The sequence below is a fragment of the Candidatus Acidianus copahuensis genome, from assembly GCF_000632495.1.
Classification (GTDB): Archaea; Thermoproteota; Thermoprotei_A; order Sulfolobales; family Sulfolobaceae; genus Acidianus; species Acidianus copahuensis.
Map to the genome: position 1 here is coordinate 1 of NZ_JFZT01000005.1, position 21,991 is coordinate 21,991.

Consider the following 21,991-nt stretch of genomic DNA (forward strand, 5'->3'; position numbering starts at 1 on the left):
GTTAAGTGGAAGAGGGAGTTAAACGCTATAATAGATACTACCGTAAGGAAAGTTGCTGAATTCTTATACAACAAGGGAGTCTCATTAATTAAGGTTGGTTATCCAAAGAACATAAGTCAGAAAAAGGGTAACTTTCTAGTTGTTAACGTCTGGTCTTATAAACAAGTTATGGAAAAGTTGAGGGATGTTGCTGAAGAACACGGAATAACTGTTAAGTTTGTTAACGAGTCGTATACCTCGACCACTTGTCCCATCCACGGCAATGGATGCGGGAAAAGAGTTTCAAGGGGGTTGTTTAAGTGTACAACATCTAACAAAGTATTTAACGCAGACCTAGTTGGTGCGTTTAACATATCCATAATCCCGAGTCCCAATGATGGTGGGATCACCAGAGGGATAGGGATAAGCTGGGGTAAGACCACCCCACTGGTCTATACGTGGACGAGAGGATCGGGGCTAGTAGCTAGCTATGATTCTATGAGGGTGAAACGTATGAATCAAAACCTATGAACCGCTCTGAGGGGAACCCTCGCCCTTTAGGGCGGGGAGGAGGTCAGTTATATGTTAAAAGGTTTTTAAACCATTGCAAACATTCATTGGAATTTCATGTTATTTCGTTCTTAACAGTATATATTGAAGAAAAAAGTAATGGATCTTAACGGTTTAAGGATCCCAATATTTCCCTGCTCTCTCCTTTAACTTTAGTGTGATTTCCAAAATTTTCCTATACTCCCTTTTCTCAAGTATTTTCCCTACAACGTCTACGTCAACTGTCATGTATTCATGGACTGTGATATTCCTAAACCCTATGACAGAGTTTATAAACCTCTCTTCGTTCTCGTCTAATAACCCTTTTTCTCTGAGCTTTCTAACAGTGTCCTCATATCCTTCACTTGGCAGACCTATGTTAGCTAATAGCCTTTGGCATAGGTTAATGAGTGCTTGAGCTTGTAACTGAAGTACATGGAGTACTGCCTATTAACCTACCTAAGAAAAGGGTCAAGTTAGTACCAGTAGCCATAACATCTATTGGATACACTTCTCCCATCCATATCCCAAAGTAAGCAAAAAAGAAGAGCTAAGCATTAACAATGATAAAACATAAAAAACTGGGTAAGACAGCAAGCTAACTTAACTAACTGAGTATAACGTGAGGAAAAGAACTGGAGATACTACCCCAAGAACTGTAAAAGCAATAGTAGTACTCTTCCTAACCTGTCAGATATTCTACCAGCTATAGTATTTTAATAGAGCTTCAAAATTATTTCCATGTAGTCTTTCTATCATCTCGCCTACAACTTCACTAAATGATCTATCTCTCTTAATTTTCTTTAACTTCTCGTACACTTCATCAGATACCATAATTTGCTTAGTCATATGTACACAGTATTTATATATATAACCTATATCTTTAAGGTAGAAGGCCAATATGGTACAATTCCCTTATGAGAACATGTAAATTGAAATTAATAAATTCCTCTATATATCTTTTAACTGCTTTGATAGAACTACTTATACAGGTATCTAGTATTTTTAATTAATTTAGCAAGGTTAATAAACTGTTTGTCCACAGTGTCTCCAAAGATAAACTGAACTATTATAGCAGTAATTTATGTCCTTCATTAAGGTATTTATGAATAATTGACGACATTGTATGTGACCAACTATTTCATCTCTTTGAGATAGATTGCATAAATTCATTGCAGATTGTAAAGAATATTCTCTTATCTATCTTGTTATTATCTCTTTTGTTGACCTTAATGTAAAATGTTTATCCATGTTTGTTAGCTTGTGTTTTACTATCCTAAACGCTCGTTCCACCACATTTCCTGAATTTCTCGTGTTTGTTAGGTACTCCTTGCCAGCATGCTGTACCATGATTCCTTGTCTTGTATGTATAGTATGTCTTCCCCTAGTTGGTCTATTATCTTATACATGTTCATACCAATCCTCCTACTTGTTATGCAGAAGCTTACCACTTTCTTTGTATATAAATCTATATTGCCCATAAGTTGTAGTATTTTTATTCATGTGGAGTATTTTTGTCTCGTTTATTATAACCCTCTTTGGTTTTTGCAATTCTTTGAAGTATTTCTCTATCTTTCTGAAGTAGTGCCATGCTGTACTATGCGGTTAGTTTTTAAACCGAGAGCCCAAGATAACGCTAGAGATGTAGCTAAAGTCATAAAGTGTGTGAAAACGCGAGAAGCATTTATTTCCCTTAAAACCCTTAGCATAACCTGGTCAAGAGATCAAGTTCATCTTTCCTGATTTATATCCCAAAGTATTACTCCCCTTGAACATTAAAACGTTAAAAGCATCAAAAATCTGATAAATATTATACAAAAAAGTTGTTGGATACACATTATAAGTACAAATAGCATGAATTTAAGACATTTTACCTCTAAACCACATATCTAACTTCTTCAAGTCAACTAACTCTACATCCTCTTCATCAACCTCTTTGCTAAAGTTCTTAGCGAAAATTAGGTACTTCTTCACACTCAAGTTCAAACTAAGGACTTTTTCTTTCAGTTTATACAAAACAACGTTCGCGTTTACGTCCTCTCTCCACTTACATTCCCCTACAATGTTTTCACTCAAAATATCTATCTCTACATTCTTGTGCCAGTACCTACCCACCTTCCTCTCGTTGTATCTGTCCCTTACGTATTCCCTACACACTTGTTCAAATATTGAACTTAAGTAGTAGTTATACTCTTCTTCAGTAATCTCATATTTACCTTCCTCAATAAGGCTTAGGTTAGGATAAATAAACGTGAACCAGAACCTAACAAAGTTGTCAATTATGACATATCTACCCTTTTTAGACCTTATTCCCTCAAGGGAAGGAACTTCCCTCTTCACTATTCCTATATTTTCCAGTTTCTTCACGTAAGAGGAAATATCTCCACCCACCTTCACAAAGTCCTTTATCTCCTTCAGCGTGTTCTTACCTAGTGCAATGGCTAGCAATATTTCCTTGTATGTGGATATGTCCTTAAACTCATACCTCAGGAGGAAGTCTACTTCGTCTTTGATAAAACTGTCTACCTTTTTTAGTTCACTGTTTACCCAATTTAAGAACGGAGTCTTTACCTTAACTATATAGTAGGGAATACCACCAGCAAAGCCATAGACCCTTATAGCCTCGTCCACACTTAGTCCTAGGTTACTTAGTGCTTTAAATGGTAGTTCTCTTACCTTCAGTGATGATGTCCTCCTACCGTATAGTGGGCTCTTATATGACATTACGTCAGTCATGACTGAGATTGAAGAACCAATAAGTATCAACTTAGTCCTAGTGTTTCTCAGAGTATCAACAATTTTCTGGAAGGTAGAGAGGATGCTTTTATCCTCAGATACCATGTAAGGGAACTCGTCTATTACTATCACCTTGTCCTTTAGCGCGTGGAAGATCGCTTCCCAATCTTCTTTTACGTACTTTAACTCCGGGTACTTTAACTCAGCTGTCTGTTTGAACTTATATAAGTTGTTCTTTTCAGTAGCTAAATAATACACGTGTTCAGTCTGCTCCAGTACCCTCAGTACGGTTAAAGTTTTTCCTGTCCTTCTCCTACCGTAGACTATTATTAATTCAAAGTTAGGTGAGTTTACTCTCCCCCTTATCGCTTCAACTTCTTTTTCCCTATCCAAAAATATCATATTCATGAATATCATATTTTGAAATATGATTTAAAGATTACTGTGACAGTCTGCGCATTGATAGCGCCGTTAAACGCTGATAAACTCTATACTAACTCTCTCTTAGGTGATAGCCTTTTTGGAAGATGGAATTGGATAACGTAAACGCTCCCATTAACAGCCTGGCGTGCCTGTTGAGCCTGAGTAGATGATTCCTTAGTGAAAAGTGAAGGGAATAATTGGATTAATATAGTTAAAAGGGTGTGATTGCGTAATTTATCTCTCCTCTGGAGTTTATTCTTAACGCTTTTTCCTAAACGATATCACTATACGCCTCGTAACCGTAAAAGATATATACTCATTAAGATTGTGCTTCAATGAATGGATACCTTAATATAAATTAGGCTCATCGCGATAAAAGTTATTGGTACACTGAGAAAGTTAACCTTAGATATTTATCAGTATACTGATAAATAATAAGATGAAATAGAAAGGTCTTTAACCGAAACCAAACAGAGCATTCAGCGACAATTAAGTTAACCTACTTAATGTAATTGACCTAGTTTCGTTTGGAAAGGCTACGAACAAAGAGAGTGTTAATAGATAGTTTTCGAAAGCATTAAGGTAACTAGTAAATTATAAGTTACTTAATAAAATAATAAAATTGTCTTAAAGATAGTCAAAATTCCCAAAAACTAATGAGCGCAAATAAATGTAGTTCCTTCCATAAAATGAAGTGAGAGTTAACATTTAATTTATTGTCACATCAAAAGTAAATCCTCACAAAGCAAAAGAGAAGTAAAACATTATCGGATATTTAATCTCTAATGAAATTACAGATATTATTTTGATCAAGTACTTAATTTTAATATCCGCTCATAAAAAGAGTCATAGAATGAACTATGCCTAAAAGCGAAAAGAGATAACAGGAAATCTCCAAAACTGATTGATAAATTATACAAAAATTTACCTAATATAGATGGTAGTGTAAAAGTAATTGTATATAATTCTAGACATAAAAACCGCTAAAAAGTATTAAAATCTACTTTCCATTCCCTTGCAAGTAGTTTTCTTCCTCAATTAAACAATTTAAACTACTGTATATGCTATCCCGTGTGTATCCATAGCTATCTCAAATCTTCAATATCTATGGTACAATAATAACATAGTAACTTCTATCCAAGAGAGAAAAACCATACTTAATATTAAAGCCCTAAAGAAAGGTGAGAGAATGCCTTATGATAATAGCTGTTAATTTAAAGGAAATAATCCAGAGATGAGGATTAAAAATAGATAATTCCGCTAGTGATATTAAGGTTTTCCTGGTGTTAACAATATAAAGTTTAACGTTAATCTTGACTGACTCATCTCTAGGACCTATTGTTAGAGGAGGTCTGAACACAGATAACATGGGGTTTAGACTTTATAGACATTTATTATATGCTCATAAGGCCTTGATCTTCAAGGCATTCTGATCAACAACTGTCACACTTCGTATTGTTGAGATAATCCCTCCCATAACCTTAAATGTCTTTCTAGGCTAAGGGAGGAACATGCATGTCGTTAACTCTCATTCTTTTTGTTTTTCCTAATTTAGAACTACCTTACCTATACTAAGACTCATATTACTATTGTTTTATTATATGAGTATTTTGAAAATAGTTGCGTAGAAATGTTACAGTTTAAGCGAAACTTTTATTAGCGGAAGACAAAGATGAAGTTCTAGTAGTAACACCTAATTTTTGTACGCTATAATGATGAAATAGGGATATTGAAAGCTATACAATGTATGGTATTTTAACGTTAGCATATAAATAAGATAAAGGAAAAGAGGTTGAGGAAAGATATTTCTGTTGTCGAGAACTTGCTGAATGCTTTGAGTGAAATGAGGAGAAAGATAGCCCATAATAAGCTTTAAATACAGAAAACCTTAAGTCTTCCCATGCAAGAGTATTGCATATATGGAACTGTCTATAACAATAACGACACGCTGGAGGAAAGTATTAAGAGTTTCTGGAGACCTGATTCCACAATAGTGATAACGGACAATTTTTCAACTGACGGTACGTGGGAGAAATTAAAAGAAATTAGTAAGGAGTTCAACTTACTCCTTTTGCAATACAAATCAAATAGGGGACAAGGGAGAAATTACTCCTTAAAACACTGCCCAGACAGGAGTTTGACTGCTTACGTCGACCTAGATACTAGATATAATGAGGCCTTTCATGGGCTTTTAGAATGGGCTCCAAGAGATAAGGTAACTCATACTTACACATTCTTTGGAATAAGGAAGGAGGAATTCATGAAGAGAGGTGGATGGAGTACAATAAATGTAAGTGAAGACGTAGAGGCCGTCTCTAGGATAGGGTTTGACTACTTCGTTCCAGTGATCGTAAAGGAAAACCTGTTTAGGGGAAAGGGGAGAGAGAAGAGGTATAGCAAAGGGATTAAGTATCTTGTAAGGCGTTTCAACAACATAGTTGATGGGATAAGGGGTGACGGGTTTTATTGGAAAGATATATCAGTTTATTACGAGAATAAAAAGTATGTAGTGCTTCCATTCTATATTATAGCTAGAATTAAGGGAATATATAGGTACCATGACTGCGCTGCTAAGATATGGATTATTAAAGAGTCAATTAAAAAACTAGTAGACCCTAAGGAAATAGATCTTGACGACTCCTTTTTCTTATTTTCAATCTCAACTATCGAGCACTCAGTGGTTAAGGTTGACGAAATCTTGCAAGAGAAATTCGGTAGCTTGATAAAGTTTTCATGCAACGACAGGCTAATTAGATATGTTAAAAATAATGAAGGACTGAAAAGGGCTTTACTATCATCTAACTTAAAAGATGTGGAGTGCAAAGAAATAAAGGAGTAATTCGCTGTTGACTCTCTAGATTTTCTCATCAACGTGGAAAAACTCACACTGAGGGAGTTATTTGCTCATGTGTTGGCAGTAATTAAATATTCTCATCTATACCTTCAACTAATTTACCGTTAGAAACACTGTAGACTTTTACTCCCTCTAATAGTTTGGGTATTCGTAAGTCATGTGTCACAATAATTCCTTCCTTTACTCTTCCCTTTATTAATTCCAGTACCTTGTTCCTCCTTTTTACATCTACGTTCTCAAAAGGTTCATCAAGAGTAACTATTTTAGGTTCTGTAAAGAGAGTTAATGCTAACCTAACTAATGAATTTTGTCCCGTTGAAAGCCTATAAATTGGTCTCTTTATAACTTTTTTATCTACTTCAAGGAAATCTACGAGCTTAAGAAATTCATTAGGATCTCCACCCTTAAGTTCTGTATTTATCTTAGCTATTTCCCACGGAGTACTCGCTATTGTGTAAACTTCCGGGAGGTTAGTTGAGTACTCTAGTATTCCCCTAGAATTCCTTACCTCTTTCCCTTTTATTTTTATTGAACCCTTATATGGTATTAAGCCAGAAATAGCCCTAATTAGCGAAGTCTTACCCGAACCGTTAGGACCCAATAAAATTACTGGAGTGTTGTTTACTACTAGGTTGACGTTGTCTAAGATAGTTAAATCCCCATATGAAATCGTTACATTCTCTATTTCAAGCATTACCATACCACCTCCTCTAGCCTTAGCATCTTCATTCTCTTAAATATCAGATTACCCCCTATTGCCAACAGTGCCGAGAGTACTATTAGTTCTAAGATGTAAGGACTAAGTGTAGCGTTAACAAGTGAGTAAGATATGACGTACTCAGCCCCATATATAGGATAATATATGGGATTAATACCGGGTATAAAGCCTGGAATTATGATTAGTATAAATAAAAAATATGAAATTACCTGGGAATACCTTGAAGCCTTGGCTCCAAACTTAAGTAGTAAAATATTAGTGAATAAGAATACTAGTAAAAACATAAATAAACTAGAGATAGTAATTGAAACTAATAGTGGTAATAGGTTACTTAGTGTTATTATTTCAAATGAATTTCCTGTATGTAAAAACACAATTATAGGAAATATAATACCTCCATAAATTAAGGTATAAATCATTCCTGAAATTAGGGCAGCTATGAAGAGGCTAAGAATGTAGATATACGTTTTGAACTTACTAAACCTTATATAATACGCTAATGAAGAAGACTGATAGATTAATGTGAGACTAAAACCGGCAGCTACTGCATCTAACATATATAAGATACCTATTCCATACCATATCATTTCAGATGGAGCATAAATATTTTTGACGCTATAGAACCCTAAATAGGTAAAGACAGAAATTAACATTAAATCTAGAAGAAGATAAAAAAGAGCAACACTTGATATCGATAATCTTTTTATCATAGATTTTTCAAGTTCCATTTTTCTCATCATCTATTATTAGCAACGTATTTAGAGACTTTTATACTAAATATAAAGTTAAAAGTTTTTAACTTTAGTCAAGTCTTATTTCTACCTTAACTAATACAAATAGTGTGGAGGCACTACATACAAACAAAAAAGGCTTACATGGGGTGCAACATAATATAAATGCAGTAGACGGCTTTTGGATAATAACTGCTTGTTGCTGGAGTGGAGGCGGTGGATTTGCTTTATCACTCTTCTGGAGTTAGAAAAAGAGGCGAAATACCTTTCAGAACCTTTCCTTCAGCTGGTGGTTTATCGGAAACAGAAGTATATGTTACCCCCTATATGAGCGATTTGGAAATTAATATTTACCACCATAATTGCTTATCACATTCCATAGAGAAACTAAATTTAAATGCGTTCTCAGCGTTACAAAGCCATGCGCTTTCTTCAATCCCGGGCCTAAACGCTGTTCCTTTGCTAATTATTTTAACCTCGAGATACGGTAGAACTATAGCAAAATGCAGTAATAGAGGTGTTAGATTATTACCCGCAGATTTAGGAATAGTTATGGAAAACTTTTTCCTTATTGTAACCACTTTAGGACTAGGCATATGTGCAGTAGGTTATTTTAATGATTATTTCGTAAATAAAATTCTTGATATTGGAATTGAAAAAGGAGAGGTTAAGGTAGATATGCTTGTAGTAGGTGAGAAAGATGAAAGACGAAGCTGAAATCAAGAAATCTTTAGAAATGGCACGGAGATTGTTTTATATTAAAGAGATAGATCTAGTTAGGTGGTTACTTGACGTTTACGGAGTTTTTGCCCTTGCAATTTTTATCTCAACTTATTTACTTTCCCTCTTTCTTCCTAGACTTGAGGTTCTTGGAATAGGGCTCTTAGTTGTATCTACAATAGATGTAATAGAAACAATAAGTGGGTTATCTTCACCCAAGTTTGCTGATTTCAGAAAATTAGATCCTAAATCTATAAGTTTAACGATAAAGATATCCATCTTTGGTCTCATAATAAGCTACTTTCTGTTCATCTTCCATTATTTCTTTTATCCATTATTATATTTACAATTTATACTAACTGGAGTATTCATTGAATTATCTTTTTCATACCCAATTTATCATATGTTACGAAAGCTCAACGAGAAGGATCACTTTCTGATAGCTTCATACGTTATTATGGGTGTTTGTGTTGCTTTAACACCATTCAATTACATTTCACTATTAGCTATACCAACGGTCACTCTACTATATGAGATCTTAAGAAAAGGTGAACCTTAGTGGAAGTTGACAAACTTATTCAGTTACTGAAGTCTCATAAGTCGCTTAACACAAGTGTCAGATTAGGTATACTATTAGGTTTATATTACGTTAAGTCAGCATGGTTTGCACAGCTTTTAGAATCTACTAGGTTAAACAAAGCAGAACTATACCAACACTTAAGGGTATTAGAAAAGGAAGGGTACATTAAGTTAGAATATATCCCAACAGTTAGAGGTAAAAGATTAAGGGCGAGTATAACTCAAAAAGGAGAAGAAGTAGCCAAAGAAGTTCTTAAGCTATTAAATGAATAAATAGAGTCTATTAATAATGGTAAATTCTAATACTAGTCCTTTCTCAATCATTTTAACTGAGTTCTTTAACTCCTCGACACTCTTATTAATAATCTGCCTTGAGCTTATTAAATGATCCGTAAATAAAGAATGAAGAGACTCGTTAGGATCAACATAATGAACATTTGCCTTCTCAGATCGATATCAAGTTGTCTTAGATTAGTCTTGTTTTGTTCTTCCCATGCCTTTCATAAAAAGAAATTAATGTTCAGCTTAGCGTATTATATATCTTGCGCGCTTACTAGCTTAACTTTTAATTCTTAATATCTTTTCGTCAGTGCATGATCTAAAACGGAACATTAAAACTGAAAGCCTTTTAAGCATTATGGGACTATCCATCTCAACCATAGTCTTTCACCTCCTTAATCTCCTAAGAGATAAAGGTATTTTAAACTTCATATTTATTAATCTTCCCAATAAACCACACAACGAAATGATATCGCTAATTACTCTAAGAAAATTTTTTACTTCATTTGCCGTTCTTCATTCATGGATACCATAAGAAAGCCGAGCAGAATGTTATCTGGTATAACAGCGGTTGCGATCATGACTCAACCTTATCCTTGTCCTCACGGAAAGTGCATATTTTGCCCAGGTGGTGTTGAATACGGAACAACGCAAAGCTATTACGGAAGAGAACCAACGCTAATGAGAGCAATTGAGAACAACTACGATCCTTTTTATCAAGTTAACTCTAGGTTAAGACAATATGTTAGCCTTGGTCATACTCCCAGTAAGGTTGAGTTAATAATTATGGGAGGTACATTTCTCTCTACACCAATAGATTACCAAGAGTGGTTTGTAACTAAGGCTTTGGAGGCGATGAATTTATTTCCAGGTAGAATAAAGCCTGGTTTCACTTACCTAGAGGACGCTCAAACCAGAAACGAGAAAGCTAATGTAAGATGCGTAGGAATGACGGTGGAAACTAAACCAGACTGGGCTAAGGAATGGCACGCAGATCAGATGCTTAAATTAGGAGTTACAAAGGTTGAGCTAGGAGTTCAAACGGTCTACGATGAGGTTTTGAAATTCTCCAATAGGGGACATACAGTCAAAGATTCGGTTGAAGCCACTAGGATACTTAAGGACTCTGGATTTAAGGTTGTATATCACGTAATGTTAGGTTTACCAAAGTCAGATCCAGAAATGGACCTAGAGGGATTCAAGAAGATCTTTAGTGATCCAGACTTTCGTCCAGACATGTTGAAGATTTATCCAACATTAGTTGTTGAAACAGCTCCACTAGAGCACCTTTGGAGAAGAGGTTTGTATAAACCTTACGATACTGAGACGCTAGTAGATCTAATTTCAGAAATGTATAAATATATACCAAAGTGGGTCAGGGTTATGAGAATTCAGAGAGATATTCCGTCAACCATTATTTTAGATGGAAATAGAAAGGGTAATTTAAGGGAAATAGTTGAGAGAAGGTTAATAGAGAAAGGGATAAAGAATAATGAGATAAGGTTCAGAGAAGTTGGAATGGCTTGGCAACATAGAGGAGTAACTCCAAGGCTAGATAAGGTCAAAATGTTTAAGGAAGAGTATGAGGCTAGTGGAGGAACGGAGATTTTTCTATCGTTTGAAGACGATGAAGAAACTTTGATTGGTTACGTGAGGTTGAGATATCCATCTTCTTCAGCTCATAGGAAGGAAATAGACGGGAAAACAGCGATAATAAGGGAGTTACGCGTTTATGGAATAGAGGTTCCAGTAGGGATGTGGGATGAGCTAGGGATACAGCATAGGGGTTTTGGGACTAAGCTGTTAGAGGAGGCTGAGAAGGAAGCTAATGAAAACTTTGATTCAAGAAAGCTCTTAGTTCTTTCAGGAATTGGCGTAAAAGAGTATTACAGGTCTAGAGGTTACGTTGATGAAGGGCCTTACATGAGTAAGAGACTTGTTTAATCCTTTATTATAAGGTAATTTAAGGTATGGTATGTTTCACCTTGTTGTATGGGAATACTCTGTATCCTAACTTTGAATCTTCCTAGGTAGAAAAGATAAGCGATTTGAACTCTTTCATCCTCTAGTTTCCAAATACTTCATGAATATACTAGAGTGGCACTTAGTACTCTTTTCTTCTGGAAAACTCAGTTGTTTCTCTAGGAACCTTTTTGTGTATCATAAAATGGTTAGCTATAGCTTGTATCAACCGGAATGAAGTTATTGATTTTTTGCATTTTCTCAAGTCGAAGGTCAGTTGTCTTAACTTGTCTTATTTAGACCTTTCGTCTCTTTGATAAAATAGATTTCCTCCCACTATGGCTTGTTATATATTTTAGACACAAAGTGGGCTTTTAACACTCTTAACGTTTTTCGATCTATATAAGATCTTAAACGGAGCGCTAAGGCGGACACGGATCATTATTTAAAAAGAAGTTTTATATTCTTTAGGGATCTATCCATCTTCGTCTTCAATCTCCTTAAACTCCCAAGATCTAAAAACTGTATTTTTATCTTTTCTAAGAAACTTGGAATCTCCTAGAATTTTGCCTTAAATTTAGAATTCATTAATAGGCGGACTAACTTTCTCTTCCAGAAAATTAGGACAATTAAGACGTCATTAGATAAGCGAGTTAGAAATACAAAAATGCACTATTCTTTTTCTTGCTCTTACTACTACAACTTAACGTTTTATTCATCTATAGAGTAGGCTAGCATCATGGATGATAGCGACTCACATCTTCTCATTCGCACCTTATCTTTCCTTATAAAAGAGGAGGAAGGGGAGATTCCAGACATGTTCGCATCTCCTGGAATGTATCATTTCTTCTCAAACCTTAAATCTAGCAAAATGCTTAAAGCTTGGTTATCACCTCACTTCGCTATTCTAAAATATGCCGACTCTAGTTTCCTACTACAAGTTAGAACCGGAAAAGTTTACTTGTTTAAACTAGATAATATTTTCCAAGAAGTTATAGACGAGAAAAAGGAAGGATTAGAAAATGGGTTGCGAGATGATGAGTTAGCAAGAATAAGAGTAGCTTACTTGAGGCTCATAGAAGAACTTAAAGGAAAAAGGGAAACGAAAATCACTCCTGAAATTGAAATTGTTACAGATAATAAGATAAGGAAGATGATAGGATACGATCTAGACTATGAAAACCTGGAGGGCCCAGTAGAGGAAGGAAAGTGGATAAGATTGGTAGAAAACTTAGCTATGATATCCTCAGGAGATATTTCGGTATACTTTAGTTCAGTAAAAGAAAATATAAAGATAATTGTATCTTCTATAATGAGTACTTATATTATAAGAAAAATAGAAAATGCTCTAAAAAAAGTGGGATTATATCCCGCAACAATATCCTTGATGAAAGGGAGATCAGAAGTTAATATAGAAGGTTTACCGTGTAATAAGGAGGTTTCAAGTTTTTTGAAGGGAATATTAAGTCAGATTGAATACACTGAAGTTCAAGAAGAATTAGGAATCAACATAGAGTTAATACCGTCATGTGAAAGATTTTTCCTGAAGATTGATGAAAACGAAGTATGTGAGCTAGAGATTTCCAAGGATAGTACAGCCAATTATTCTAGGTTTAGTATATGTGCAGACTGCAACAAACCGTTCTTCGATTATATAGCGGAGGAATTTACAAAAAAGGTGATAAGCGTCCTCAAGGAAAAAACGTATAACGTTTTCTTTCAAGGATATCAAATTCAGGTTTATGGATTGCCGAGAGAATTCTTTACTTCTATTTCATTTTTTGGGATGGAAACTTCTGTCGAATTGAAGGATTTACCTATAGTTGCTGAAAGGGTAATTATTCCAGGGGAAGAGTTAAGGGTTGTGGAGTTCGAGAATTTAAGACATGTAAACTTTGATTTAAGGCCGAAATTAGATGGAGAATTTAAAAAAATGTTAAATTTTTTCACATTTATTGAGATAAGTAAATCAAAGATAGAAATTAATAAAGGTATAAAACTTTAGATAGAGTCCTGGAGTGATCTACTTACTTCTACTATCAGACTTCCTACTTTATGGTTAGCTCATAGCTAAAATAGAGAAGTAAGCAAGATGGGTGTAAGGTGATTTAAGAACGGTTTTTGATGAGGTGTTAAGATAACTTCCAAATAACAGTAAGCGTTATAACTAGATCTAGCAGAGAAAGCCTCTTCACCTCTTTTACCATTAATGGACAAGTCCTCGAAAAAAAGGTTAAAAGTTGTCTTAAGGAATGCTTTTTCAATATATTTATGATCTTTGATAATGCCCTCACTGTTGCAGGAGGTAAGGAAGCTAATCGTTATTGTACGTCATTATACAGAACGTGATAAAGATTGAGGACTTTTTAGATCGCAATTTGTACTAATGATCCCGAAACACAAGTAGAATCTCAGCTGGGGAAAGAAGTCTATAATCCCTCATAGATCTACAGCAGGATACTCTACCTCTGGCTAATTCATTAAAAATTTTTAACTAAGGTAAATTTTGAGAAAAAAATCACCAGCATAAGTTGATATCTCTAGGAACACATCATGATAAAGAAGTCTTTTACTTCAAAACCTAGAATTAAGGCTTTAAGGATGTCTTCGAAGTTTTTAAGCTTCAAATTAAGGGGATCAGAAAAGGAAATAAATACCATTATCTATATTATATATGTGGATAAAGAAGAGGAAGAAATTATACAATTTATTAGAGAAAAAGGAAGAAAAGAGAAAGATGGGAAAAAATGCATTGCTAAATCTAAGCTAAAAGGTAAGCATCCAGAGAAGTTGAAACAGTTAGAAGAGGATCACTTAATAGTCGTGGAAAAACGCGGAACTGGGGAGAGCGTATGCATTGAAGAGAAGGTTTCAGAAGGGAATGTGAAAATTCCCACTCCTACTATTCAGGATCAACAGATTATACTAATGTTAAAGGATATATTAGAACTTTTGAAAGAGATTAACAGGAAGTTAGACCGTGTCTTGTCTAATCCTTCGGATCTTGAAGCAAGGTTTGATTCTCTATATGAGGAAGTTAAGAACTCGTTTAACATAGCTAGACTGTCTGAAATCAGAAAAAGGATGGGATTATCTCAAGAGGAGTTCTACAGTAAACTTTCTGATTACATAGAGAGGAATTACAGACTTGTCTCTGGTGGAGATGAAGGAGTAGTTAAAGGAGGAGTAATTTACGGGATGGTGAGGAAATTATGACCTTGTGTAGTTTTCCAGAAGATACTATAACTAAGTTGACAACAATAAATCCAAAAATTCTCGGAGAGAGATACATAAATCTTTACAATAAGCTCTTAAACAGAACAAAGGAAGGGAAAACCACCTTCTTAACTGGAGAGCCTGGAATGGGTAAGACAACCTTCCTCATAAAGTTGAAGGAAGATTTAAGGAACGATAATTTTATCCCGTTAGTAATTGACCTTGTATCTAAATCAGACTTTACTGAAGAATTCTTTTTTTCCCTTTGAAGGGGTAAGGGAAGAAATAAGAAAAATAATATTTGAGAAGAGGAAAGAAATTGGTTATACTAAATGGACTTGGGTAAAGAAAGAATTTGGAACGTGGTTAGACAGAGAATGTGAATCGCCTTCTCACCCTTTGATAAAACTTTACTGTAAAAAATACGAGAAAAGTCTAGATGGAATAATAGAGATGCTGAGAGACGCAAAATCTCAGAACGTAAAAATAGCGTTACTCATAGACGAGGCTAGAGAGGACGACTTGGCTAGGTACTTTCATAAGCTAATTAACTCTGGAGTTGCAACTATGGTGATAGCCTTTCCGACAAGTGAAATTGGAAAGGTTAGCGATAAAGCGCTTGCTAGGAGGATAAAGGAAAACCTTACTGAAATTGAACAACCCAATAAAAGAGATGTTGAAGAGATTCTTGAACATATGTGTGGCCCAGAAATAGGGAAGGAGATTTCACAGGACGTCTTTTACCCAGATATGACAATAGCTGAACTAGTTCAAACTGCTAGGGAGTTCTATTTCAATGTTCAGAAAATATGTGAGGAAAATAAGGAGTGTTTTCTTAGCCATTTAAAGAACATGGAGAACTTACAGGAGAGATCCAAGGATTTAGAAAACCTAATAAGGGGAATAATAAGGGATTTTATTAAAGATAGGATGGATTTTATACTGTTCGATACTCAAAAGAAAATTAACGTTGGAGCTAAAGACAGATTGATGGACATAGTTCTAATCTACAAGGATAAGCTTTATTTAGGCGACGTTAAGCTAACAAATCAAGAGATGCTAAGCCAAAAGAATTACGAGAATGTCAGCGATGTCGTAAGTTATATTGATAACGGAGGCAATGGTAGAGTCAAAATCGATAAAAAGGAATATATTGTTGAAAAAGTATTTTTAATTACGAATGCTAAGAAAATCGAAAATGATCACAAAATAACTGTATTTCAAATTCCATTACACGAATTTAGGGAGGCTTTAGAGTTTCACAAGACCGATAAAGTAAGGGAAAGAATTAGAAACATTCTTGTATCCCTAAAACTCATCTGACCTCCTCCCTACCTGAAGGGTTTTCTCAGATCGGTTCAAAGTTTGTTCTATACGCTTCACTCTCATCGAGTCATAGTTGCTTGGTGAGTAGAACTAATCACGATCCTCTAGTCCACGTATAGACCAATGGGGTGGTCCTACCTCAACTTATCCCTCTGTGGATCCTCTACCCTGTTTAGGACTAGGGATTATGGATATATTGAACATACCAACTAAATCTGCGTTAAACACCTTGTTAAGAGTTGTGTACTTAAACAACTCCTTAAAACCCTTTTACCACAACTCTTGTCATGTATTGGTTAAGTAGTTGAAGTGTATGCCTCATCATCTGTTCTTTTTTATTTCATACCCTTTTCAGCAATACTCTTCAACTTGTCCATAACTTGTTCATAAGAACAAAGAAGTTCCACAGTTATACGTTTCGCGACTAATACGGCAGACATAGGAACTGATCCCTTTCTAACTTTTTTTGTTTACCTACCGTACCAGTCCTCCTTAGGTATGACTATCTAGCTTCTTATAACTTTTCATCCCCGATCTAAAGATCGAGGCTTTAAGTTGTAAACCTAATCCTAGTAATATAAAAGGGAAATTAAAAACCGATATACCTTAAGGGATCATCTGCTCCGTTCTCCTGACGGTGTCTTTAGCCCTATTTTAATAGGTCTAAAATAAAAACGCTTTAAAAATCAAACTTAAATTCCCCATGAGGTATTTCTTGATATGAGATTTGTAGACATGCATGAAGATTTTGGATTTTCCTCTCAAACTGAGGACGTCATATTGGGCAATAAACAGTCAAGTATAAGGCTTCTGAACGCTGCTTCTAATAATGCTGTTATTTTCGCCTCAATTTTTCCTCATGTTAATACAGTAAACGAAATATCCGATTACCTCTCAGAAAAGTATGGTCATCCATCGAAAGCGTCTTCCCCCTTATTTCAGGTATTTTTAGAACAAGTAAAGTTTTATCTTTACCTAGAGAGGAAAGGACTAGTTACTATAGTTCGTTCTAGAAAAGATCTTGATAAAGATGGAATTAAATTCATTTTATCCTTAGAAGGTGCAGATGTGCTGACAGATCCTTATGACGTTTATATATTGAAGGAATTAAACGTTCTCGTTCTAGGACTTACCTGGAACTACGACAACAAGTTTGCTTCTTCCTGTATGTCGAAGAAGGATTATGGTCTGACAGGTGAAGGAGAGGAACTAGTTAGGATTGCAAATGATCTGGGGATTATTCTCGACTTGGCTCACGCTAGCAAAAGAACGGTTATAGATGTAACTTCTTCATCTAAGGAACCAGTAATTGCTTCACATGCTAACGTAAAAGCGTTAAAGGATCACGTAAGAAACCTTGATAATGAGGAGATTGATGCTATTGTAAAAACTAAAGGGATAATAGGAGTCACTGCTATTAATTCGACTTTGAGCGATTACCCATCTATCCAAGATCTAGTTAATCACGCAAAGTATATTGGAGATAACTTTGGTTGGGATAGTGTAGCTTTTGGTTCAGATTTTCTGGGAATAGATGAAACTCCAAAAGGTCTAGAGGACGTAACAAAGGTTAAAGAATTAAGCAGCCTTTTAGGAGACAGATCAGAAGAAGTTCTATGGAACAATCCAATGAGAATACTAAAGAAATTATTGAAAGGATAACATTTTGAAATATACGAGACGACAAAGTAGATGAACTTCTTTTTGTTGGACTTTCTGAATTCGCGAAAGCGATCGACGATGCTTTGATCTAACTAGGTAGAGTTATACTATTTCCTTGTATTGTTTTTAGTTAAAACCAATTGTTTTAATTCATCTTTTTAATTCTTTCCCATTTATCTGGTAGAAACAGAATGAAGTTTATCCTAACGTACCGTATATCTCGTATGATAAACTTTAACTAAGCTTTTACTTATGTCTTTTCGTTAGCACAAGATCGAAAATGGAAAGCTAGGAGAACGTCTGAATACTATCTAAAGGTATTTTTATATATATATTACGAGGAGTTTTCACATTCAGCTTATTATTAATTCCTCTCTTCATCTTACGGTTGATACGTTTTCAATTCATCCCTTCTTGAAGGGAATTCATTACTATCCTCCTAAAAATCGATGAACTTTTTCTAACATAAATCATCTCCATATTCGAAGTTTATATTTAATTCTCTTAATTTAGGTAATTTTCTATCTTTTTCTGATAATATTGGTTCCTTTATAGGCCAGTTAACGTTAATTTCCTCGTCATTCCAAGCAACACCACTATCTAATGAGGGATCAAAATCTCTAGTAACTAGATAGATAACATGTGATTCCTCTAAAGCAAGAAAACCGTGGGCGAATCCACATGGTATCCACAAAAGTCTCCCAGGTGTTAATTCTGCACTGACCCATTTGCTATATGTAGGTGATCCTTTCCTTAAATCTACAGCAACGTCTAATACTTTACCTGAAATAACTGTCACTAATTTTCCTTGAGGTTTTGGTTTTAGCTGAAAGTGAAGTCCCCTTAAAACACCTTTGACTGAAAAAGAATGATTAATTTGAACAAAATTACAAGGTATCCCGTTCTCTTTAAAATCTTTTTCCTTGTATGTCTCCTCAAAAAAACCTCTGTTATCTGAGAAGTGCTTTGTCTCGATTAGAAAAACCTCTGGGATCGCAAGCCTCTTAAAGAGAAATGGCATGATTAGCTTAAATAACTGCATATAATAAGTTTACTCCATGATTAATACATTACTGGTAACTGGTGGATTAGGCTTTATCGGTAGTAACTTTGTGAGATTATTTCACGACAGGTATAAGATCATTATACTAGACAAGTATTCATATGGTTCAAATCCAGATAACTTAAAGGGTATTAATGATTACGTCCTCTATAAGGGAGATATAAACGATACTAAGTTAGTATTAAAGATCCTTAAAGAACATAACGTAGATGCGATAATTAATTTTGCGGCTGAATCTCATGTAGATAGGAGTATCTCTTCTCCACTTTCCTTTATAGAGAGTAATACACAGGGTGTAGTCTCCCTTCTAGAGGCTATAAGAACATATGAGGGTAGCGTAAGGATGCTACACGTCGGTACAGATGAGGAATACGGTGAAATCTACGAAGGTTCTTTTAACGAGAATTCTCCTCTAAATCCTTCTTCCCCTTATTCTGCATCAAAGGCTTCTGCCACCTTATTTGTTAAAGCTTACTCTAGGACATATGGAATTAATGCGGTTATAACAAGATCCTCCAACAACTATGGCCCTTACCAGTTCCCAGAGAAACTAATACCTAAAACTATAATTAGGGCAAGTCTGAACTTACCCATACCTATTTACGGAAATGGCAATAACGTTAGAGACTGGATATACGTTAGTGAAAATTGTGAGGCAATAAATCTCGTTCTGAACAAGGGTAGAAAGGGAGAGATTTACAATATTTCCGCTAGACAAGAATTAACTAACTTGCAGGTCATCAAAAAGGTATTGGAAGTTATGGGAAAAAGCGATGAACTCTTAAAATTTGTTGATGACAGGCCTGGTCATGATTTCAGGTATTCAATTACAAACGAAAAAATTGTCAACCTAGGTTGGAGACCTTCTATAGCTTTTGAACAAGGAATTAAATTAACAGTAGATTGGTATTTAAGCCATGAAGATTGGTGGAAACCGTTGATTGCTGATAAGGTTATCTCTGAAACTCCATGGAAGGAGAGGTGGTAAAGTGTCTAAAGTTCTCATTATAGGCTGTTCCTCACAATTAGGAAAAGGTTTGATCAAAGCTTACTCTAATGATCAGATCTTTTGTACCTATTTTTCAAACAAAGTAGACGAAGGAATAAAGCTAGACCTACAGAACTTTGTCCACTTAGAGGACTTAATCCTTAAGTTGAGACCAGAGGTAATAATAAACGCTTCTGCCTATACTGACGTTGATGGTTGTGAAGTAAATAAGGAAAGAGCTTATATAATCAACGCTGAGGTAGTTAAACACATGGTTAGGACTTCTAGAGTTATAGGTGCTTACTTCGTTCACGTTTCTACAGACTATGTTTTTGATGGTGAGAAAGGAATGTATAGGGAAGCTGATCTACCTTCACCTATAAATTATTACGGGCTAACAAAATTAATAGGAGAAACTTACGCATTATCATATGACGACTCTCTAGTTGTTAGGACTTCAGGAGTATTTGGTTATAAGAATAACTTCCCTACCTTTGCAATGAAAAGTCTACATGAGGGAAAGGAGATCTCTGCTTGGGATAGTTATTACTCTCCAATTCACGCTGACCTTTTAGGAAAGGCTATTCATAATCTGGAAAAGATGAAAAAGACTGGTGTAATTCACATTGCTGGAGAGAGAGTTTCGCGTTATGAACTCGCAATAAAAATAGCTGAAAAGATCAACGCTAGAAATTCCCTAGTTAAACTTGTTCCTCCACAGAACACTTTGGCTAAAAGACCGAAGGATTCGTCCCTAGATATTGCTAAGGCAAAAGATCTTTTAGACTTTGACTTCTATTCGTTAGACGTAAACTTGGACATACTTATTAAAGGTGGTAATTTATGAAGGCTGTAATACTTCATGGAGGGCAAGGAACTAGATTAAGACCGTTAACCCATACCGGTCCTAAGCAGTTGATAAAGATAGGTGGAAAAGCTGTCTCACAGTGGGGAATAGAAGCTCTAAGAGATGCAGGAATAGAGGAATTTGCTATAATTTTAGGCGATAATTTCCCAGAAAAGGTTATTGAATATTATGGCGATGGAACTAAGTTAGGGATTAAGATAACCTATATTTATCAAGGCAAAGCAAGAGGTTTAGCTGACGCAGTTTATAAGGCAAAAGATTTCGTTAGAGACGAGAACTTCGTAGTGTACTTAGGTGATAATGTTGTTCTCCAAGGTCTTGACTTAATAGCTGGAGATGGTAACTATAACGCTATACTGTTAGCCAAAGTTTCTAACCCTCAGCGTTTTGGAGTAGCGGTAGTTAAGGATAATAAGGTAATTAATCTAGTTGAAAAACCTAAAGACTTAATCTCCAATCTGGCTTTAGTAGGAGTATATAGGTTCACCCCTGATATATTTAAGGAAATACAGAGGTTGAAGCCAAGTTGGAGAGGAGAATTAGAAATAACTGACGCTATACAAGGTCTTGTTAATGATAACGTCGAGGTGAAATATAAGATAATTGAGGGTTGGTGGAAAGATACTGGAACTCCAGAAGACCTACTGGAAGCTAATTACGTGTTATTGGATACATACTCGCGAAAAGAGATCGATGGCAAGATAAAGGAATCTGAAATTAACGGCAGGGTTTTGTCAAGTAATGCGACAATAGAGAATTCAAGGATTATAGGCCCTACAACTATAGGTGAAGGAACTATAATCAAGAACTCTTATATTGGACCTTATGTCAGCGTCGGAGATAATGTGATCATTGAGGATAGCGAAATTCTATCCAATACTCTTATACTAAATGGGGCTAGAATAAGTTCCGTCACTTTGTCCGATAGCGTAATTGGAGCCAATGCGAAGATATATAGGAACGAGAGTAAGCCTAAAGTGCTCAAGTTAATTGTAGGAGAGAACTCTGTGATCAAAATCTAACAGACTCGGCAATATCTTCACCCCAGTAAAGTTGGGTACCTCTAGGGACAAACGGTGCACATTTAGAGTAAGTCTATTATTGAGATCTTGTCATCGTCCCTAGTTATTGGTATCCTTATCAGCACTCTCTTTCGCCTTCTCTCATTTTCTTTGATGGCTTATTTAAGGGAAAGAGGTGGTTGATACTGAAATTTTCGAAGTTTGTAGTTGTGTGTTTTACAGATTTTTATTAGTCCTAGACCTTACAGTCTCTTCTTATACACTGCTATACGTTTAACCTTTAACCTATGTTATTAACGCTAGGTTTTCTTGTATT

At 35.3% G+C, this 21,991-nt stretch carries 20 protein-coding genes and 1 pseudogene; 15 read left to right on the forward strand and 6 right to left on the reverse strand.

Annotation, left to right across the window (positions count from 1 at the left end):
* A partial coding sequence (locus tag CM19_RS00100) for a zinc ribbon domain-containing protein (protein WP_048098432.1) occupies positions 1 to 510 on the forward strand: 510 nt, incomplete at its 5' end.
* Positions 511 to 783: 273 nt separating this feature from the next.
* Here CM19_RS00100 and CM19_RS13475 read toward each other — a convergent pair.
* Positions 784 to 936: pseudogene (locus CM19_RS13475) on the reverse strand (HepT-like ribonuclease domain-containing protein); the annotation flags it as partial.
* A 2-nt stretch (positions 937 to 938) separates the two neighbouring features.
* Between CM19_RS13475 and CM19_RS13370 the strand changes: the two are divergent.
* The gene (locus tag CM19_RS13370; RefSeq protein WP_268744914.1) at positions 939 to 1,064 is read left to right on the forward strand and encodes a hypothetical protein; all 126 of its coding nucleotides are present in this window, start codon (positions 939 to 941) and stop codon (positions 1,062 to 1,064) included.
* A 163-nt stretch (positions 1,065 to 1,227) separates the two neighbouring features.
* On the opposite strand, the gene CM19_RS12660 is transcribed toward CM19_RS13370, so the two are convergent.
* Positions 1,228 to 1,377 (reverse strand): antitoxin VapB family protein, encoded by a 150-nt coding sequence (locus CM19_RS12660; protein ID WP_081801153.1) that lies wholly within the window; start codon positions 1,375 to 1,377, stop codon positions 1,228 to 1,230.
* Between the two features lie 1,011 nt (positions 1,378 to 2,388).
* Entirely contained in the window at positions 2,389 to 3,681 is a 1,293-nt protein-coding gene (locus CM19_RS00110) for an ATP-binding protein (protein WP_048098433.1), read from the reverse strand.
* Between the two features lie 1,906 nt (positions 3,682 to 5,587).
* Between CM19_RS00110 and CM19_RS00120 the strand changes: the two genes are divergently transcribed.
* Positions 5,588 to 6,526, forward strand: coding sequence for a glycosyltransferase family 2 protein (locus CM19_RS00120; RefSeq protein ID WP_048098435.1), 939 nt, complete (start codon positions 5,588 to 5,590; stop codon positions 6,524 to 6,526).
* Positions 6,527 to 6,608: 82 nt separating this feature from the next.
* Here the strand turns inward: CM19_RS00120 and CM19_RS00125 are convergent, their stop codons facing one another.
* Positions 6,609 to 7,235, reverse strand: a complete 627-nt coding sequence (locus CM19_RS00125) for an ABC transporter ATP-binding protein (protein WP_048098467.1) — start codon at positions 7,233 to 7,235, stop codon at positions 6,609 to 6,611.
* The gene (locus CM19_RS00130) at positions 7,235 to 7,987 is read right to left on the reverse strand and encodes a hypothetical protein (protein ID WP_048098468.1); all 753 of its coding nucleotides are present in this window, start codon (positions 7,985 to 7,987) and stop codon (positions 7,235 to 7,237) included. The genes CM19_RS00125 and CM19_RS00130 overlap by 1 nt, the downstream gene beginning before the upstream one ends.
* A gap of 219 nt (positions 7,988 to 8,206) precedes the next feature.
* Here CM19_RS00130 and CM19_RS00135 point away from each other — a divergent pair, with 219 nt between their 5' ends.
* The 9 genes from CM19_RS00135 (at position 8,207) to CM19_RS00175 (ending at position 17,734) form a co-directional block, all read left to right on the forward strand.
* Positions 8,207 to 8,707, forward strand: a complete 501-nt coding sequence (locus CM19_RS00135; RefSeq protein WP_160164841.1) for a SagB family peptide dehydrogenase — start codon at positions 8,207 to 8,209, stop codon at positions 8,705 to 8,707.
* The gene (locus CM19_RS00140) at positions 8,691 to 9,269 is read left to right on the forward strand and encodes a hypothetical protein (protein WP_048098436.1); all 579 of its coding nucleotides are present in this window, start codon (positions 8,691 to 8,693) and stop codon (positions 9,267 to 9,269) included. Before CM19_RS00135 ends, CM19_RS00140 begins: the two co-directional genes overlap by 17 nt.
* Positions 9,269 to 9,562: a transcriptional regulator gene (locus CM19_RS00145; RefSeq protein ID WP_048098437.1), complete on the forward strand. Its 294-nt coding sequence runs from the start codon at positions 9,269 to 9,271 to the stop codon at positions 9,560 to 9,562. Before CM19_RS00140 ends, CM19_RS00145 begins: the two co-directional genes overlap by 1 nt.
* A gap of 528 nt (positions 9,563 to 10,090) precedes the next feature.
* Positions 10,091 to 11,512 (forward strand): tRNA uridine(34) 5-carboxymethylaminomethyl modification radical SAM/GNAT enzyme Elp3, encoded by a 1,422-nt coding sequence (locus CM19_RS00150; RefSeq protein WP_048098438.1) that lies wholly within the window; start codon positions 10,091 to 10,093, stop codon positions 11,510 to 11,512.
* Between the two features lie 757 nt (positions 11,513 to 12,269).
* Positions 12,270 to 13,535 carry a hypothetical protein gene (locus CM19_RS00155; RefSeq protein WP_048098439.1) on the forward strand — a complete coding sequence of 422 codons (1,266 nt, stop codon included), beginning with the start codon at positions 12,270 to 12,272 and terminating at the stop codon, positions 13,533 to 13,535.
* A 548-nt stretch (positions 13,536 to 14,083) separates the two neighbouring features.
* Positions 14,084 to 14,746, forward strand: coding sequence for a hypothetical protein (locus CM19_RS12405; protein ID WP_052349371.1), 663 nt, complete (start codon positions 14,084 to 14,086; stop codon positions 14,744 to 14,746).
* Positions 14,743 to 15,015, forward strand: coding sequence for a P-loop NTPase fold protein (locus CM19_RS00165; protein WP_048098440.1), 273 nt, complete (start codon positions 14,743 to 14,745; stop codon positions 15,013 to 15,015). The genes CM19_RS12405 and CM19_RS00165 overlap by 4 nt, the downstream gene beginning before the upstream one ends.
* Positions 14,969 to 16,069: a hypothetical protein gene (locus CM19_RS00170; protein ID WP_048098441.1), complete on the forward strand. Its 1,101-nt coding sequence runs from the start codon at positions 14,969 to 14,971 to the stop codon at positions 16,067 to 16,069. Before CM19_RS00165 ends, CM19_RS00170 begins: the two co-directional genes overlap by 47 nt.
* 723 nt (positions 16,070 to 16,792) lie before the next feature.
* Entirely contained in the window at positions 16,793 to 17,734 is a 942-nt protein-coding gene (locus tag CM19_RS00175) for a membrane dipeptidase (RefSeq protein WP_048098442.1), read from the forward strand.
* Positions 17,735 to 18,194: 460 nt separating this feature from the next.
* Here the strand turns inward: CM19_RS00175 and rfbC are convergent, their stop codons facing one another.
* Positions 18,195 to 18,755 carry a dTDP-4-dehydrorhamnose 3,5-epimerase gene (rfbC, locus tag CM19_RS00180; RefSeq protein ID WP_048098443.1) on the reverse strand — a complete coding sequence of 187 codons (561 nt, stop codon included), beginning with the start codon at positions 18,753 to 18,755 and terminating at the stop codon, positions 18,195 to 18,197.
* Between the two features lie 37 nt (positions 18,756 to 18,792).
* Here rfbC and rfbB point away from each other — a divergent pair, with 37 nt between their 5' ends.
* The 3 genes from rfbB to CM19_RS00195 are packed head-to-tail and all read left to right on the forward strand — an operon-like array spanning position 18,793 to position 21,675.
* The gene (gene rfbB / locus CM19_RS00185) at positions 18,793 to 19,785 is read left to right on the forward strand and encodes a dTDP-glucose 4,6-dehydratase (protein WP_048098444.1); all 993 of its coding nucleotides are present in this window, start codon (positions 18,793 to 18,795) and stop codon (positions 19,783 to 19,785) included.
* 1 nt (position 19,786) lies between these two features.
* On the forward strand, positions 19,787 to 20,632 hold the full coding sequence (locus CM19_RS00190) for an SDR family oxidoreductase (RefSeq protein WP_048098445.1): 846 nt from the start codon (positions 19,787 to 19,789) through the stop codon (positions 20,630 to 20,632).
* Complete coding sequence (locus CM19_RS00195) at positions 20,629 to 21,675, forward strand: glucose-1-phosphate thymidylyltransferase (protein WP_048098446.1); 1,047 nt, start codon at positions 20,629 to 20,631, stop codon at positions 21,673 to 21,675. Before CM19_RS00190 ends, CM19_RS00195 begins: the two co-directional genes overlap by 4 nt.
* Positions 21,676 to 21,991: the final 316 nt, after the last annotated feature.